The sequence below is a fragment of the Bacillus paramycoides genome (assembly GCF_038971285.1).
In the GTDB taxonomy this organism is placed as follows: domain Bacteria; phylum Bacillota; class Bacilli; order Bacillales; family Bacillaceae_G; genus Bacillus_A.
Genome location: NZ_CP152427.1, coordinates 836213 through 849765, shown reverse-complemented (window position 1 = coordinate 849765; position 13553 = coordinate 836213). Strand labels below are relative to the sequence as shown.

The 13553-nt window shown below is 35.5% G+C and carries 15 protein-coding genes; 7 read left to right on the top strand and 8 right to left on the bottom strand.

What is annotated here, in order from left to right; all coding sequences use genetic code 11:
• The first annotated feature begins 38 nt into the window (after positions 1–38).
• The 4 genes from AAG068_RS04410 (at position 39) to AAG068_RS04395 (ending at position 4410) form a co-directional block, all read left to right on the top strand.
• A complete protein-coding gene (locus tag AAG068_RS04410; protein ID WP_342718298.1) occupies positions 39–1238 on the top strand; it encodes an ABC transporter permease in 1200 nt (399 codons plus the stop codon).
• 192 nt (positions 1239–1430) lie between these two features.
• Positions 1431–3428, top strand: a complete 1998-nt coding sequence (locus tag AAG068_RS04405) for a catalase (RefSeq protein ID WP_342718297.1) — start codon at positions 1431–1433, stop codon at positions 3426–3428.
• 23 nt (positions 3429–3451) lie between these two features.
• A complete protein-coding gene (locus tag AAG068_RS04400) occupies positions 3452–3967 on the top strand; it encodes a type 1 glutamine amidotransferase domain-containing protein (protein WP_342718296.1) in 516 nt (171 codons plus the stop codon).
• A 239-nt stretch (positions 3968–4206) separates the two neighbouring features.
• Positions 4207–4410, top strand: coding sequence for a hypothetical protein (locus AAG068_RS04395; RefSeq protein ID WP_342718295.1), 204 nt, complete (start codon positions 4207–4209; stop codon positions 4408–4410).
• A gap of 46 nt (positions 4411–4456) precedes the next feature.
• Here the strand turns inward: AAG068_RS04395 and AAG068_RS04390 are convergent, their stop codons facing one another.
• Complete coding sequence (locus tag AAG068_RS04390) at positions 4457–5719, bottom strand: MDR family MFS transporter (protein ID WP_342718294.1); 1263 nt, start codon at positions 5717–5719, stop codon at positions 4457–4459.
• A gap of 105 nt (positions 5720–5824) precedes the next feature.
• Between AAG068_RS04390 and AAG068_RS04385 the strand changes: the two genes are divergently transcribed.
• Together AAG068_RS04385 and AAG068_RS04380 are read left to right on the top strand one after the other, a co-directional pair.
• Positions 5825–7564 carry an SgrR family transcriptional regulator gene (locus AAG068_RS04385; RefSeq protein ID WP_342718293.1) on the top strand — a complete coding sequence of 580 codons (1740 nt, stop codon included), beginning with the start codon at positions 5825–5827 and terminating at the stop codon, positions 7562–7564.
• A 31-nt stretch (positions 7565–7595) separates the two neighbouring features.
• Positions 7596–8114, top strand: coding sequence for a general stress protein (locus AAG068_RS04380; RefSeq protein WP_342718292.1), 519 nt, complete (start codon positions 7596–7598; stop codon positions 8112–8114).
• A 49-nt stretch (positions 8115–8163) separates the two neighbouring features.
• Here AAG068_RS04380 and AAG068_RS04375 read toward each other — a convergent pair whose 3' ends face one another.
• Both AAG068_RS04375 and AAG068_RS04370 read right to left on the bottom strand, forming a co-directional pair.
• Positions 8164–8712, bottom strand: coding sequence for an NAD(P)H-dependent oxidoreductase (locus AAG068_RS04375; RefSeq protein ID WP_342718291.1), 549 nt, complete (start codon positions 8710–8712; stop codon positions 8164–8166).
• Positions 8713–8735: 23 nt separating this feature from the next.
• Complete coding sequence (locus AAG068_RS04370) at positions 8736–9275, bottom strand: ester cyclase (RefSeq protein ID WP_342718290.1); 540 nt, start codon at positions 9273–9275, stop codon at positions 8736–8738.
• Between the two features lie 169 nt (positions 9276–9444).
• Between AAG068_RS04370 and AAG068_RS04365 the strand changes: the two genes are divergently transcribed.
• Positions 9445–9783 (top strand): winged helix-turn-helix transcriptional regulator, encoded by a 339-nt coding sequence (locus AAG068_RS04365; protein WP_001059468.1) that lies wholly within the window; start codon positions 9445–9447, stop codon positions 9781–9783.
• A 185-nt stretch (positions 9784–9968) separates the two neighbouring features.
• On the opposite strand, the gene AAG068_RS04360 is transcribed toward AAG068_RS04365, so the two are convergent.
• The 5 genes from AAG068_RS04360 to AAG068_RS04340 all read right to left on the bottom strand — a co-directional run bounded on the left by AAG068_RS04360 (position 9969) and on the right by AAG068_RS04340 (position 13541).
• On the bottom strand, positions 9969–11171 hold the full coding sequence (locus AAG068_RS04360) for an MFS transporter (RefSeq protein WP_048526344.1): 1203 nt from the start codon (positions 11169–11171) through the stop codon (positions 9969–9971).
• Positions 11172–11382: 211 nt separating this feature from the next.
• The gene (locus AAG068_RS04355; protein WP_342718289.1) at positions 11383–11961 is read right to left on the bottom strand and encodes a TetR family transcriptional regulator; all 579 of its coding nucleotides are present in this window, start codon (positions 11959–11961) and stop codon (positions 11383–11385) included.
• Positions 11962–12090: 129 nt separating this feature from the next.
• A complete protein-coding gene (locus AAG068_RS04350) occupies positions 12091–12405 on the bottom strand; it encodes a DMT family transporter (protein ID WP_000539674.1) in 315 nt (104 codons plus the stop codon).
• Between the two features lie 2 nt (positions 12406–12407).
• Entirely contained in the window at positions 12408–12752 is a 345-nt protein-coding gene (locus AAG068_RS04345) for a DMT family transporter (protein WP_342718288.1), read from the bottom strand.
• Positions 12753–13085: 333 nt separating this feature from the next.
• Complete coding sequence (locus AAG068_RS04340; RefSeq protein WP_063263505.1) at positions 13086–13541, bottom strand: N-acetyltransferase; 456 nt, start codon at positions 13539–13541, stop codon at positions 13086–13088.
• Positions 13542–13553 lie beyond the last annotated feature (12 nt).

Sequence of the window (13553 nt, the reverse complement as noted above, 5' to 3'; positions counted from 1 at the left end):
TTGTAAAACATATATAATAGAACAAAGAGGTGAAAAACATGTCAATCGAATCGCTATGGAGCAGTCGCTTCCAACAACATATGCAAAATATCATTACATACTTTGCACGTATGATTAACGGTTTACTATATAGCTTTATCTTTATTTCATGCGTTGGCGCATACTACTATGCTCAGTTTTTAAAAGCATCTCCTTCCAAAGGAATATCTTTACTACTTATCACGATTGTACTTACATTCATTATAACGAGATGCCCGATCCGTACATTCATTCAAAAACCTGATGCTGTCTATTTACTCGCATTAGAAGAGAAACTAACATCTTATTTTAAAAAATCTCTTCTATATAATTACATCATGCAGCTTTTCCCATTATTGTTCATGTTCCTTATTCTCGTTCCACTTGCCATGCAATCATTACAAGTAACAGTACCTTTCTTATGTACAATCTTTATCGTTTTAATGATTACGAAAGCTTGGAACATATACATACATTGGATGTGGCGTGATAATCATGAAAAAAGCATATGGTTCATTATTCGTATTACTTGTAACGCACTCATTATTTACATGTTGTTTTACTCGGCACATGTTCTCATATTAGGCGGATTGCTCTTACTACTTGCTTTCCTGCTTCTATATACGAAAAAGCAACCTACAAAACGAATTCCGTGGGATTACATAATTGAACAAGAAGAAAAAATGAACGTTCGTTTTTATCAATTTGCTAGCATTTTCACCGATGTTCCGCAACTGAATAAGCAAGTAAGTAAACGAAAATGGCTTACAAATTGGATTGAACCTTTATTACATAAAAAGCAAGCAACTTTCTTCTATTTACATACACTCGCATTTTTACGTGGGAATGATTATTTCGGTATATATATCCGCTTAGGATTAATTGGTGCCTTCGCCTTATATTTTATACCAAACATATACGCAAAAGGCGCTATCGCATATATCGTCCTATATATGATTTCTATGCAGCTCCGTTCTCTGTGGAAATATTTTTCGGGAAATATTATTGTAGCATTATATCCAATTGATACTGAGAAACGAATGAATCAATTTCTTCAATTAATCTTTATATTGCTAAGCATTCAACTCATTGTATTTTCAATTGTTATACTCATTGCTACAGTTCAATTTTTACATAGCCTTATCATTATGACTGTCGGGTTACTCTGGATCAAATTTATTATTGTACCAAAAACGAAGCAACGCGTTTCCTCGTTTTAACGAAAAGAATTATCTTAAAAGGCAAGGAGAAAATAAAATACCTCCTTGCCTTTTTTATTTTCCTTCCTTAAATAAGAATCACCGGCACAACCGATGTTTTATGATTTTCACATACAAAAATGATAATACATGTTTACGTCCTAATAAAAAGGGTATCTATTAAATTAACAGCGTAAAGGAGGGGCCTATATTGTGAATAAAAAAATGGAGCAATTGGAACACCACGTTACGGATAATCAACGCAAACATGCTTTAACAACAAACCAAGGAGTAAAAATAGCCGAGGATGAATTCTCTTTAAAGATGGGCTTAAGAGGCCCTACCTTAATGGAGGATTTCCACTTTCGCGAGAAAATGACCCACTTTGATCATGAACGAATTCCTGAAAGAATTGTTCATGCACGCGGAGTTGGAGCACATGGTCATTTTCAGCTTTATGAATCTTTAGAAGCATATACAAAAGCAGATTTCCTTACTAATCCTTCAAAAAAAACACCTGTATTTGTGCGCTTCTCAACCGTTCAAGGCTCTAAAGGATCCAATGACACAGTAAGAGATGTGCGCGGATTTGCCACAAAATTTTATACAGATGAAGGTAACTATGATTTAGTAGGTAATAATATGCCAGTATTCTTTATCCAAGATGCTATTAAATTCCCTGATTTTGTCCATGCAGTTAAACCAGAACCACATAATGATATTCCTCAGGGAGCTAGCGCTCATGATACATTTTGGGATTTTGTTGCCCATAATCCCGAGTCTACTCATATGGTTATGTGGCAGATGAGTGATCGCGCAATTCCGCGTAGTTTACGAATGATGGAAGGTTTTGGGGTTCATACATTTCGACTTATTAATAAAGAAGGAAAAGCCCACTTCGTAAAATTTCACTGGAAACCTACCCTCGGGGTTCATTCATTAGTATGGGATGAAGCTCAAAGGATTGCTGGGAAAAATCCTGATTTCCATCGTCAAGATTTATACGAAGCAATTGAAAAAGGCGATTATCCGGAATGGGAGCTTGGATTACAGTTAATTCCGGAAGAAGATGAGCATGCATTTGATTTTGATATTCTAGATCCAACGAAACTATGGCCGGAAGAAGAAGTTCCTGTAAAACTAGTTGGTAAAATGACACTGAACAAAAATGTTGATAACTTCTTTGCCGAAACGGAACAGGTAGCTTTTCACCCTGGCCATGTCGTACCAGGTATTGATTTTTCAAATGATTCTCTTCTGCAAGGAAGATTGTTCTCCTATACAGATACACAATTATCTCGTTTAGGAGGCCCTAATTTCCACCAAATCCCTATTAATCAGCCTGTATGTCCTTTTCATAATAATCAACGTGATGGCATGCATCAAATGCAGATTCATCGCGGTCAAACAAGCTATCATCCTAATGGCTTAAATAACAATCAACCAGCAACCGTCCAAGCCAAACAGGGCGGATATGAGCATTATCAAGAAAAGATTGATGGACATAAAATTAGGGGGCGCAGTAAAAGCTTCCTTAACTTTTATTCTCAGGCTAAACTTTTCTACAATAGTATGAATCCTATTGAAAAGCAGCACATAAAAGACGCATTTTGCTTTGAAGTTGGGAAGTGCAAATCAGACATGGTGAAGGCAAATGTAATTGCTCTTTTAAACCACGTCGATCGTCAATTAGCAAAGGAAGTCGCTAACATGATTGGAGCCCCTTTGCCTAAAGAAAATCACGAAATAAATTCGGATGCAAAATCACCTGCACTCAGCATGTCCAATACTATTTTTAAAGCTGATTCCAAAAATGTGGCAATTCTATTGAATGGTGACCCAAGCGTCTCCCTTCTATCCGAATGGATTCAAGCTTTTGCACAACACCGAATTAACTATAGCATCATAGATAATAAAATTCATCAGTTCAATGATTCCATTAAAGTAACGGATACTTATATAACAGCAGACTCTGCACTTTTTGATGCGGTATTAGTGTTTAGTAGCGAATCTGCCATTCACCCCCCTGTTTTAGAATTTGCAGAAACTACTTTTAAACACTTTAAACCGATAGCCTATGTCCTTAGTAACCCTCATGCTTTAGACCATAGTAAGGTGAAACTGGATGGAGCAGGAGTTTACAACTTAACAGACACTTCAATCGAATCATTTATAGAAGGCATTGCCCAAGGACGATTCTGGAACCGATAATATAATATAAGGAGCGGATTAGAATGAGTAAAAAAATTGCTACTTTAATAACGGATTATTTCGAGGACACAGAATACACAGAGCCAGCAGAAGCTTTTAAACAAAAAGGATATGAATTAACAACTATTGAAACGGAAAAAGGTAAAACGGTACACGGTAAACAAGGAAAAAGTGAAGTCGTAATTGATAAAGGTATCGATGATGTTTCTCCAGAAAACTTTGATGCCCTCTTCATACCAGGTGGATTTTCCCCAGATATACTTCGTGCAGATGAACGTTTCGTTCGCTTTAGCAAAGCATTTATGGATGCGGAAAAACCTGTTTTCGCTATTTGTCACGGACCTCAGCTACTCATCACTGCACAAACACTTGAAGGACGTGATGTCACTGGATATAAATCTATTGAAGTCGATTTAAAAAACGCCGGCGGAAACTTTCACGATAAAGAAGTAGTTGTATGCCAAAATCAGCTAGTAACAAGTAGACAACCGGAAGACATCCCAGCGTTTATTGAAGAATCGTTACGTATATTGAGATAGTTATTAGAGGTTAATCAAAGTAGCTATTTAACTACTCTGATTAACCTTTTTATTTGTATGAAAAACAAAAAAGAATCTTATTTTTAATGATCTTTTCATACACCCTCTTTTCTCTCCCCAAAACTTCTAATCACTTTTCATAGGCAGTTCTCATATAGTGAAAATGACTATACGATTCCTATCCATAAGTTAAATAATGATTTCGCACATATATAAATACAAAAGATGGGAGCTTATTTATGAATAACAATCCACCTTCAACGCCTCCTAATCCAACGGAAACGAATAATAATGAAGTAAGCTTACAAACGTTACGCCTCATTGGGCTTATTGTACTAATTAGTGGCTACATATTAGTCACTCTTTCTGAAGTAGGCACATTAAAAAATCTTTTGCTACAGCCGAATACCACTCCAAATTTAGCTGAAGTTGATCCATTCTAAAAATTATATAAAAAGCGAGTCCAGTTCGTTCGCTTTTTATATAGTTTTATCCAATCTGAGAAACATTCCCTTCATTCTGATACTTCTCTTTCCCTATCGCCTTCATAAATAATAAAATACTGCTCATACCAACGATAAAATATAGAGCGCTCATACCCCAAGATGCAAGAAATGAGCCTAGCATAACACCTAATGCCCCGTTCATTTTTGCCACTTGAAAGACCATTCCGTTAATCGCCATATATGAACCTCTCGCCTCATTTGGCACCATATCTGCCATAATAGATTGACGCACTGGCACATACATCATCTCGCCTATCGTTTGGAAAAGCCCTGCAATTAATAAAATCCATAAGCTATTGCTCGTTCCGAGTATTGTAAATCCAATTGTATAAATGAATAAGCCGACATATAAGATTTTCAAATCGTTGAAGCTTTTTAGCATTTTAATAAGAAGTGCTGAACATAACACAACTAAAATTGTATTCTCTGCTGAAATCCAGCTCAGCATACGAATACCTGTTAAATCAAACGTAAAACCATTCCCGAAGAAAAAGTGCACCGTTTCAAATTCCTTCTGCAAGCGTACTCCTAAATAATTATTAATTTGAAACTCTAACGATAACGTACATATACTTGCTGCACAAAAAATTAAAAACGCTCTATCTTTCATTACGACTTTATAACTATCCGCCATATCTTTTAATACATTTTTCTTCTCCACCGTTTTCCGTGCTACATACACTTCTTCCATATATACAGCCATCACATATAAAGTGATAACTGCAATCACTGTTAATCCGATAAACAATTGCAATCTATAGTTCTCAAATAATAATCCGCCAAATATCGCTCCAATCGCAATGGATAAATTAATTGCCCAATAGTTAATGCTGTACATCACTTTTCGATTTTCAGGTGTACTCACATCAATTAACATTGCCTCTGTCGCAGGGTTCATAAGTCCAGATCCTAAACTATTCACTAACATAAACACAAATGTTAGCCACGGTGAATCTACATAATCTGAATTAGCAACTCCCATACAAGCAATGGAAATGACTTGTATACTTTGACCGATAATCATTACTTTTTTACGACCAAGTCGATCTCCAACATATCCACCATATAAACCAATTACTAATGAAGCTATGACATTAATAAGTAGTAACGCACCAGCAATTGCACTACCTAATTTTATTGAAAAATAAATCGCCATAAATGGAAAAATCATCGTGGACACAGTACGTGTTAAAAACGAAGTTATAATCCTAATCTTTATATTTCGATGCATACTCCAAAAACCCATTGTTTCCCCCTCCTTATGCTTCCTTATTTTACTTTGAAAAAAAGGAAGAAAAAGGTTAGAATATTCTAAAGAGTTTCCCCTTTTACGATAGAAGGAAGTGTATATATGAAAATTATGGACTATTACATTCGACTAAGACTACATGCACAGGATCAACAACATATACGAAATAGCTTACAAGAATTAGCGGATGTTTTATATTGCAGTACAAAAAACGTAAAGATTTTATTAAAGAAAATGAGCGAGGAACAATTAATTCATTGGACTCCAGGGCGTGGCCGCGGGAATAAAACAGAAATCCTATTTATACATAATTTCGTAGAAGCGATTGAATGCTACACAGATGAACTGTTAGCGCAAGAAAAATTAAAGGATGTTTTTCTTCTTTTAAAAGAACCGCTCCCTCCTGCACTTCAAAAAAAGATAGAGAATAAACTACATCATCATTTTGGATACGAACCCTCAAATGATATGTATGACATATTAAAGATTCCTATATCGAGAAAAATCTTCCCATTAGATCCGGCCTTTGTAGCTGTGACAACGGAGAGCCATCTTACGAGTCAAATTTTTGACACGTTAGTCGTTTATAACGATGTTACTGAAAAAATGGAACCACACATTGCACATACGTGGGAATTAAGTGAAGACGGGCTTACGTGGACCTTTTATTTACGAAAGGATATATATTTTCATAACGAAACAGTTCTAACTTCTACAGATGTACAATTTTCATTTGAACGATTAAAGCAAGTTCACTCTCCTTTCGAATGGTTAACAGAAGAAATTATTCAAATTGAAACACCATCACCACTGCAAATTCGATTCCATTTAGCAAAACCAAATCTATTTTTCTTACACTATGTAAGTTCCATACAACTAGCAATTTTGCCACGTGATGCTAGTATTCAAAATCATCATTATATAGGTACTGGACCTTTCAAACTTGCTCATTACTCTGAAGATAATATCGTACTTGAAGCGTTCACCCATTATTTTAAAGAGCGCGCGTTATTAGATCGTATTGAATTTTGGGGTATTCCTGATCATGTACAAATAGATGCTGATTATGAACTACCAAATGAAGAGGAAAATGAAAGGCATAATATACAAATAGAAGAAATAGGTTGTATTTATGCTGGCTTCAACTTTACAAAACCTGGGCCTCATCACGACATTTACTTTCGAAAAGCTTGGAGAGAACTATATGATGTTGAAATGATACTTCGTAACATAGAAGGAAGACGAACAATTGCTGCATCAAGCTTTTTCCCTGAAAGAAGTCGCCAAGCTTCTAAAAGGTCTTACTCTTTAGAAAAAGCGAAAGAGTATTTAAAAAAGAGCACTTATAATGGAGAGACGATACATATTTACTTCTTCGCATTTAAAGATAGTGCAAATGATGCATATTTCCTAAAAGAACGATGTGAAAGTTTAGGTATACAAGTAGAGCTTCACCCATTTCTCGTTTCAGATTATATGGATCGTTCTATTGATCAACATGCCGATATTATTTTCATGGGAGAAGTATTTGCTGCCGATCATGAACTTGCATTCTTAAATGTATTTAAAAATAAAAGTTGCTTCGTAAACCGGTTCATGGACCCGCACTATGAAAAACAAATTAACTGTTTGTTAGATACATTTTTATTAGAAGAAAATAAAGAGAAACGCTATGAGCTCATGTATGAGATCGAAGAATTTTTACAAGCAGAACACATCATTTTATTTAACTATCACGTTTTAAAAAGAAAAACATACCCTTCTTCTTTAAAAAACGTAACGATTGATTCATTCGGTTGGGCAAATTTTGCGAAGTTGTGGATACAGCCATCCACGTATTAAATTATGTGGGCTTTTATAAAAGGAGAAAAACATGAAACGCACCTTAGAAAAAAGACTTTCCTATCTATACACAGGTGAATTATTTTCAGTCATTACTTTTATTTTCACAAGTTACTTACTTAATTATGCTTATCCTACGTTACATTTATATTCCCTGTATTCTTTTTGGGTCTCATTTCTTCTTTTAGAGTTTATCTTATTACAAGGAGTAATTTACTGGTACTTAAAGTGGAAACGACTAAAAAAAGAGAAAACATCTGTTACGCCCATTAGGATGATTCAATATTTAAAAATACTTAAAAAGATTAATATAGCATTCACTATCACGAGATTTATTACGTTTACTATTGATGTTGTAATTTTGTATCCCGACTTACCTTTAGGCGGGCTATCATTCACCCTATTTATTTATATTTTTGCATTACTTGAGTACATTAACTATTATCATACTCAGCTTTCATACGATAACATCTCTGAGATGAAACATTTACTCAAATCAAAAAAACTAAAGCAGTCCTGTATAAGTAAAGATTTTCAACGTATTTCATAAAAGAGAAGGTACTACCTCCTTAGTAGTACCTTCTTCACAATACAAACTATTATTGAATTACTTCATCTAAGTGATCTTTCAAGTTCAATAAATACTTCTCAATATCCGGATGCTTCACCACATCATAACAAGCAAAACTCTTTAACGGACTCATGCCAAGAAATTTTTGTACGCGATGTAAGTGGCTAAGCGCTGACTCTAAACTTTCCCCTTCAAAGAACTTCGTTTTATCTCCGAATGCTTTCTCAGGTGCGTTCCAAGTTGTAGAAAACATATACTCTTTCTCTTTTAATAAACCACCTGTTCCATATTCATCAGCACCCTTAAAGAACAAACCGTATTCATATACTTCATCCATATACGTTTTAAATAAGCCCGGTACACTAAACCAGTAAATCGGCGTTTGATAAATCACAACATCAGCCCATAAAAACTTCTCTTGTTCTTCTTTAATACTATAGCCATCTTGAAACGTTGTTGTTTTCACATGATACTTCTCACTTAATACCGTTACCATATAATCAACTAACGTTCTATTTAATCGTCCTTCTTTCGTACCGTATTTTTCATGTCCATTTATAATAAATATATTTTTCATCACTTTTCTCTCCCCTATATAATTTACTCTTCAGCTATTAACCCAAGTTGTTGTTTCAGCGTAAGATTATCTTCTAAATGCCAGTCTTCCATTATCTTTCCGTCTTTCACATGTAAAATATCAATGGCAAAAAAATTGATTTTCTTATCATTGTGCGTTCCTGTAAAAGAAAGACGAGCTGTTACTTTATCACCAACGACTAATAAATCTTCAATCTCGCAATGTATATTAGGAACAACTTTACGATAATTTTGCGCTGCAAACTTCAATCCTTCCGTGCCTTGTGGTCGCCCTTTCGGCAATGTATGATCGAAAAAATTTTCAGTAACAGTCTGCGGAATAAGCTCCTCTTTACCTGTATCCCAAAATGCATAAAAACGCTGCGCTGCATGAACCATTTCGGTCGCTTCCTTTTGACTTAGTGAGGGATCAATTGTCATTGCTTTTGGCTTTGGCATTTCTTTTAATAACTGGACTTCCGTTTTTTCTTCCACGCCGCATGCTACAAGTACAATACAAACAACAAACAAACTAAGAAATCTAAACAAATTTTTCACCCACATGAAAATCACCTCCTCTTCATCTAAACCCTTTGTATTTTGAATTGCTATTGTATATGCACTAACTTCCTTTATGGAAGTAGTGATATTTTTTTCATATAGTTACCAAAAGTATATTTTTGTGATACTATAAAGCAAATTCATTCAAAAAAATTTTATGGAGGCTAGTTCCATGAACAATATAGATCCAGTTGAATTAACGAAAGGTTTACCTGGCATACCTTGTCCCATCGCTAAAACCCTTGATGTAATTCGTACAAAATGGACGTTTTTAATCATTCGTGATCTTCTTATCGAAGGAACATTACGCTTTAGTGATTTACAAAAATCAATGGACGGAATTAGTCCGAAAACATTATCACTTCGACTAAAAGAATTAGAATCTCAAGGCATTATAACAAGAAAAGTATATCCAGAAGTTCCGCCTCGTGTAGAGTACACATTAACGGATAAAGGAAAGCAATTAGAGGGGATTTTCATTGAATTAAAACGGTTTGGATTAAGTTTATAAAGTGAAACTTTAATCAGTGGGGGTTTTCTTCATCCCCCACTGATTATTAGTTGAACCAATCGGACTTTTATGGGCAGTTGATCCCCCACCTAACTTCTTTGCTTTCACTGAATTTTGAGGTGGGGGTCTTACTGCCCATTAAAGCGGGATAAAACAAAAACCCCTTACCGACGTAAGGGGTTTTATTACTTCGCAAAACTTTCAGCTAGCTGTTTCTCTCTCCACATAAATGTAATGCCGAGACCAACTATTAAAACAACTCCTGAAAATGCATATGGATAATGAATATTCATATCAAATAATATTCCACCCATCGCTGGTCCTGCGATATTTCCTAAACTCGTATAAGTCGAGTTCATACCAGCAACGAATCCTTGCTCTTTTCCAGCTGCTTTTGATAAAAACGTCGTTAAAGCAGGACGAAGTAAATCAAATGCTAGGAAAATGAAGCACGTAACGAGAAGGACAATCCAATAATTAAAGACTACAGTTGAAACAAATGCTAACACTGCACCTACAATTAAACATATTTGAATTAACACTTTTTCACCGAATATATCAACCAATTTACCAAACATAAATACTTGCACAACTACCCCAAAGATTGAACTAATTGTAATAATTGCCGCAATATCTTTCGGTGTGAATCCAAATTTATGATCAGAGAACAGACTAAACACGGTTTCATACGCTGATAATCCGAATGCGAGTACAAATACGATAATAAATGCAATTGCATACATTGGATGTAATGATTTCTTTAAATCACCAATAAAACTCGATTCTTTCGTGTTAGCAGAAATCTCTGCAAGCTCTTCTTTCGTTAACGGCTCTTTTAAAATAAAGATCGAAATGACACATGCTATAAAGGCAATTGCTGCAGCTACAAAGAACGGCACACGTATACCGTATTCTGCAATAAATCCGCCAATTCCAGGCCCTATAATAAATCCAGTACTAATTGCCGCAGATAAATATCCCATTGCCTTTGGACGTTCTTGCATAGAGGTAATATCAGCAACATATGCCGTAACACCAGGCATAATAAACGCAGCACTAATTCCGCCTAACACTCGTGCTACATAAAGCATCCACACATCTTTTCCTAATCCAAAAAGAAGTTCTGAAACACCAAAAATAAATAAGCCAATGATGATCATTTTCTTCCTACCGTAAAGATCAACCCACCGGCCTGTAATAGGTGACGAAATGAGCTGAGCCATTGCAAACACTGCAACGAGATACCCCATCGTCTTCCCTGTTAAATGCATATCATTCATAAAGGATGGCATAACCGGAATAATTAATCCAATCCCTAAAAAAGCGATAAATATATTACTCAAAAGAATGACCAGTACCATCTTTTGTTCTTTTATCGGTTTCTTCACTTTTAACACCTCTTCCCGTAAGCTCCTCTCAAAAAATAATGCCCAAGAAGCTTTTTCTTTATCCTGCTATTTGTGGGCTAATCATGAGTAGAGATGCCTCCACTCATTAGAATTTCACTCTATCCTTCCACACATACATAAGTATTAGGTGAATGACTATCATTCATTTCCCCTCAAAAATGAACCTACCTTCTCAGACAGGTTCATCTTACTACTTCTTTATATGTAGTGCATGTGTTAAAAAATCTAGTACTTCTGCCTTTTGTAGCTCGACTTGCTCATCATCTTTATGATCATATAAATAAACTTGTTCCGCTGCTGATTCAACTAGAGCGATAAATAACTTCGCTGTTCGCTCTGCGTGAACTGAATCACGAATTTCACCGGCTTCTTTCGCCCCACTTAAAAATTCACTTAGCCACATATAAAGAGGCTCATACACAGCTTCCCATTCTTTTATATGTTCCGTAGATGCAAGACCTGCATACATTAAAGCTTGTATTTCACGATATTCAGCTATGAAATTAAACACCGCATCTATTACTTGCGTAACTTTACTTGAAAAAGGCGCATCGTTTTGCACTTTTTCTTTCACTGCAAGGATCATCTTCTCAACCATCACTTCTGCTATTGCAGGCATAACAGATAACTTAGAAGGAAAATATAAATAGAAAGTTCCTTGTGCAATGCCAGCCAATTTCACGATATCAGAAATCTTCGTTTTTTCAACGCCCTTTTCCTGAAACACTTCAATAGCTGCATAGACAATTTTCTCTTTTTTATTCATCATCTGAACCCTTTCACACGCGTATTGAATGACTGTCACTCATTTTATAAAATAACTAGCTGTACTGTCAATTATCGTGTACTTTTTATAATAAAAATCTCCTAACGACTTGTTAGGAGATACAGTATATCTTTACGAAAGAGCCTTTAATCCTGTCACGCCGCATACAATAAGAGCCACACTAATGATACGTGCTTTACTTTTCGACTCACCAAACAGGAACATGTTTAATAAAACGGCACCTGCTGTTCCAATACCAATCCAAACCGCATACGCGACACTGACTTGTAAGAATAAGAAAGATGTATACAAGAATGCGAAGGATGTAGCAAACCCGCCTATATAAAGTGCTCCATTTGCTAACGTTTTATCTTTACTATACATTTTTAGACCGATCACACCGACTATTTCACTAATTGCAGCACAAAATACGAAAAACCAACCCATTTTTAAACAGCTCCTTCCACAGTTTCTTCCTTATTATCAGCTAGCTTTAAACCGATAACGCCAGCTACAACCATTACGATAAAGAATAATTTCCCTACACTGAAACTTCCGCCGAAGAGGAATACATCCATTAAGAAAGTACCTACCGTACCAGCTCCGGCAAAAATGGCATATACAGTCCCTGTTGCAAGATGCTCACACGCTTTAGAAAGGAAGTGAAAATCAACAGCGATAACGCCTAAAATAATAATCCAATGCCACCAAGTATCGGCCGTATTAAAACCAAACACCCAAAAAATTTCAAAGATACATGTTAATATGACATATAACCAAGCTCTATTCTTCATACCTCTCACCTCTTATGACTGACTATCAGTCATTTTTGTTTTTAAAAAATATACTCCTTCATCACTACTATATAAACAACTATCATCCTCATTTACCATTTATATTTGTTCCGTTTCCAAGCAAATGACATCCTGCTACATAAAATGACTGAATGTCATTCATAAGTATTGTACATGAATATTTTAAAAACTGTCAATGCCCAAAATTTATTTCATCCGATTTGTATATTTCCTAATAATCTGTCAATACTGCTAGTAACATAATATTTTCTCCACTCCCCCTTGGAGAGATCCCTTGAATAGAGCAGTTAGCTTATGCTAGCTGCTCTTTTTTCACCCAACATACCGAATCATCGCTACTTCATCACAATAATCTACCTTTGGACAATGTCTACAATCAATCCATACCTTCTCTGGTAACGCCTCTCTATTCACAAAATCAAACCCGCACTTTTGAAAAAATTCCGTTTCATATGTTAAAGAAATGACTCTGCTCACTTTTATTTTCGCTGCCTCATTTATTACATGGTTCACTAGCATACGCCCAATTCCTTTTCCTGCATATGTATGCGACACGACTAATGACCGAACTTCTGCAAGATCCTCCCCTAACACATGTAAACCAGCAACTCCAACGATTTCTTCCCCTTCTTTCATAACATATAAACATTGTAAATATTGATAGAGAGATAAAAGAGAACGTGGTAAAACCACTCCCTCTTTTGCATAAGCTTCAATGAGACTATAAATTTCTTTCACATCACTCGTAACTGCATTAAAGATTTTCATATTCTATCCCCT

What these genes read in the sequence shown, in the direction of transcription:
- AAG068_RS04370 (WP_342718290.1), bottom strand. Translation starts at nt 9,275, where the DNA reads ATGTGGGTGAAAAATTTGTTTAGATTTCTTAGTTTGTTTGTTGTTTGT.
- AAG068_RS04395 (WP_342718295.1), top strand. Translation starts at nt 4,207, where the DNA reads ATGAATAACAATCCACCTTCAACGCCTCCTAATCCAACGGAAACGAAT.
- AAG068_RS04340 (WP_063263505.1), bottom strand. Translation starts at nt 13,541, where the DNA reads ATGAAAATCTTTAATGCAGTTACGAGTGATGTGAAAGAAATTTATAGT.
- AAG068_RS04410 (WP_342718298.1), top strand. Translation starts at nt 39, where the DNA reads ATGTCAATCGAATCGCTATGGAGCAGTCGCTTCCAACAACATATGCAA.
- AAG068_RS04400 (WP_342718296.1), top strand. Translation starts at nt 3,452, where the DNA reads ATGAGTAAAAAAATTGCTACTTTAATAACGGATTATTTCGAGGACACA.
- AAG068_RS04380 (WP_342718292.1), top strand. Translation starts at nt 7,596, where the DNA reads ATGAAACGCACCTTAGAAAAAAGACTTTCCTATCTATACACAGGTGAA.
- AAG068_RS04365 (WP_001059468.1), top strand. Translation starts at nt 9,445, where the DNA reads ATGAACAATATAGATCCAGTTGAATTAACGAAAGGTTTACCTGGCATA.
- AAG068_RS04385 (WP_342718293.1), top strand. Translation starts at nt 5,825, where the DNA reads ATGAAAATTATGGACTATTACATTCGACTAAGACTACATGCACAGGAT.
- AAG068_RS04390 (WP_342718294.1), bottom strand. Translation starts at nt 5,719, where the DNA reads ATGGGTTTTTGGAGTATGCATCGAAATATAAAGATTAGGATTATAACT.
- AAG068_RS04350 (WP_000539674.1), bottom strand. Translation starts at nt 12,405, where the DNA reads ATGGGTTGGTTTTTCGTATTTTGTGCTGCAATTAGTGAAATAGTCGGT.
- AAG068_RS04345 (WP_342718288.1), bottom strand. Translation starts at nt 12,752, where the DNA reads ATGAAGAATAGAGCTTGGTTATATGTCATATTAACATGTATCTTTGAA.
- AAG068_RS04375 (WP_342718291.1), bottom strand. Translation starts at nt 8,712, where the DNA reads ATGAAAAATATATTTATTATAAATGGACATGAAAAATACGGTACGAAA.
- AAG068_RS04355 (WP_342718289.1), bottom strand. Translation starts at nt 11,961, where the DNA reads ATGATGAATAAAAAAGAGAAAATTGTCTATGCAGCTATTGAAGTGTTT.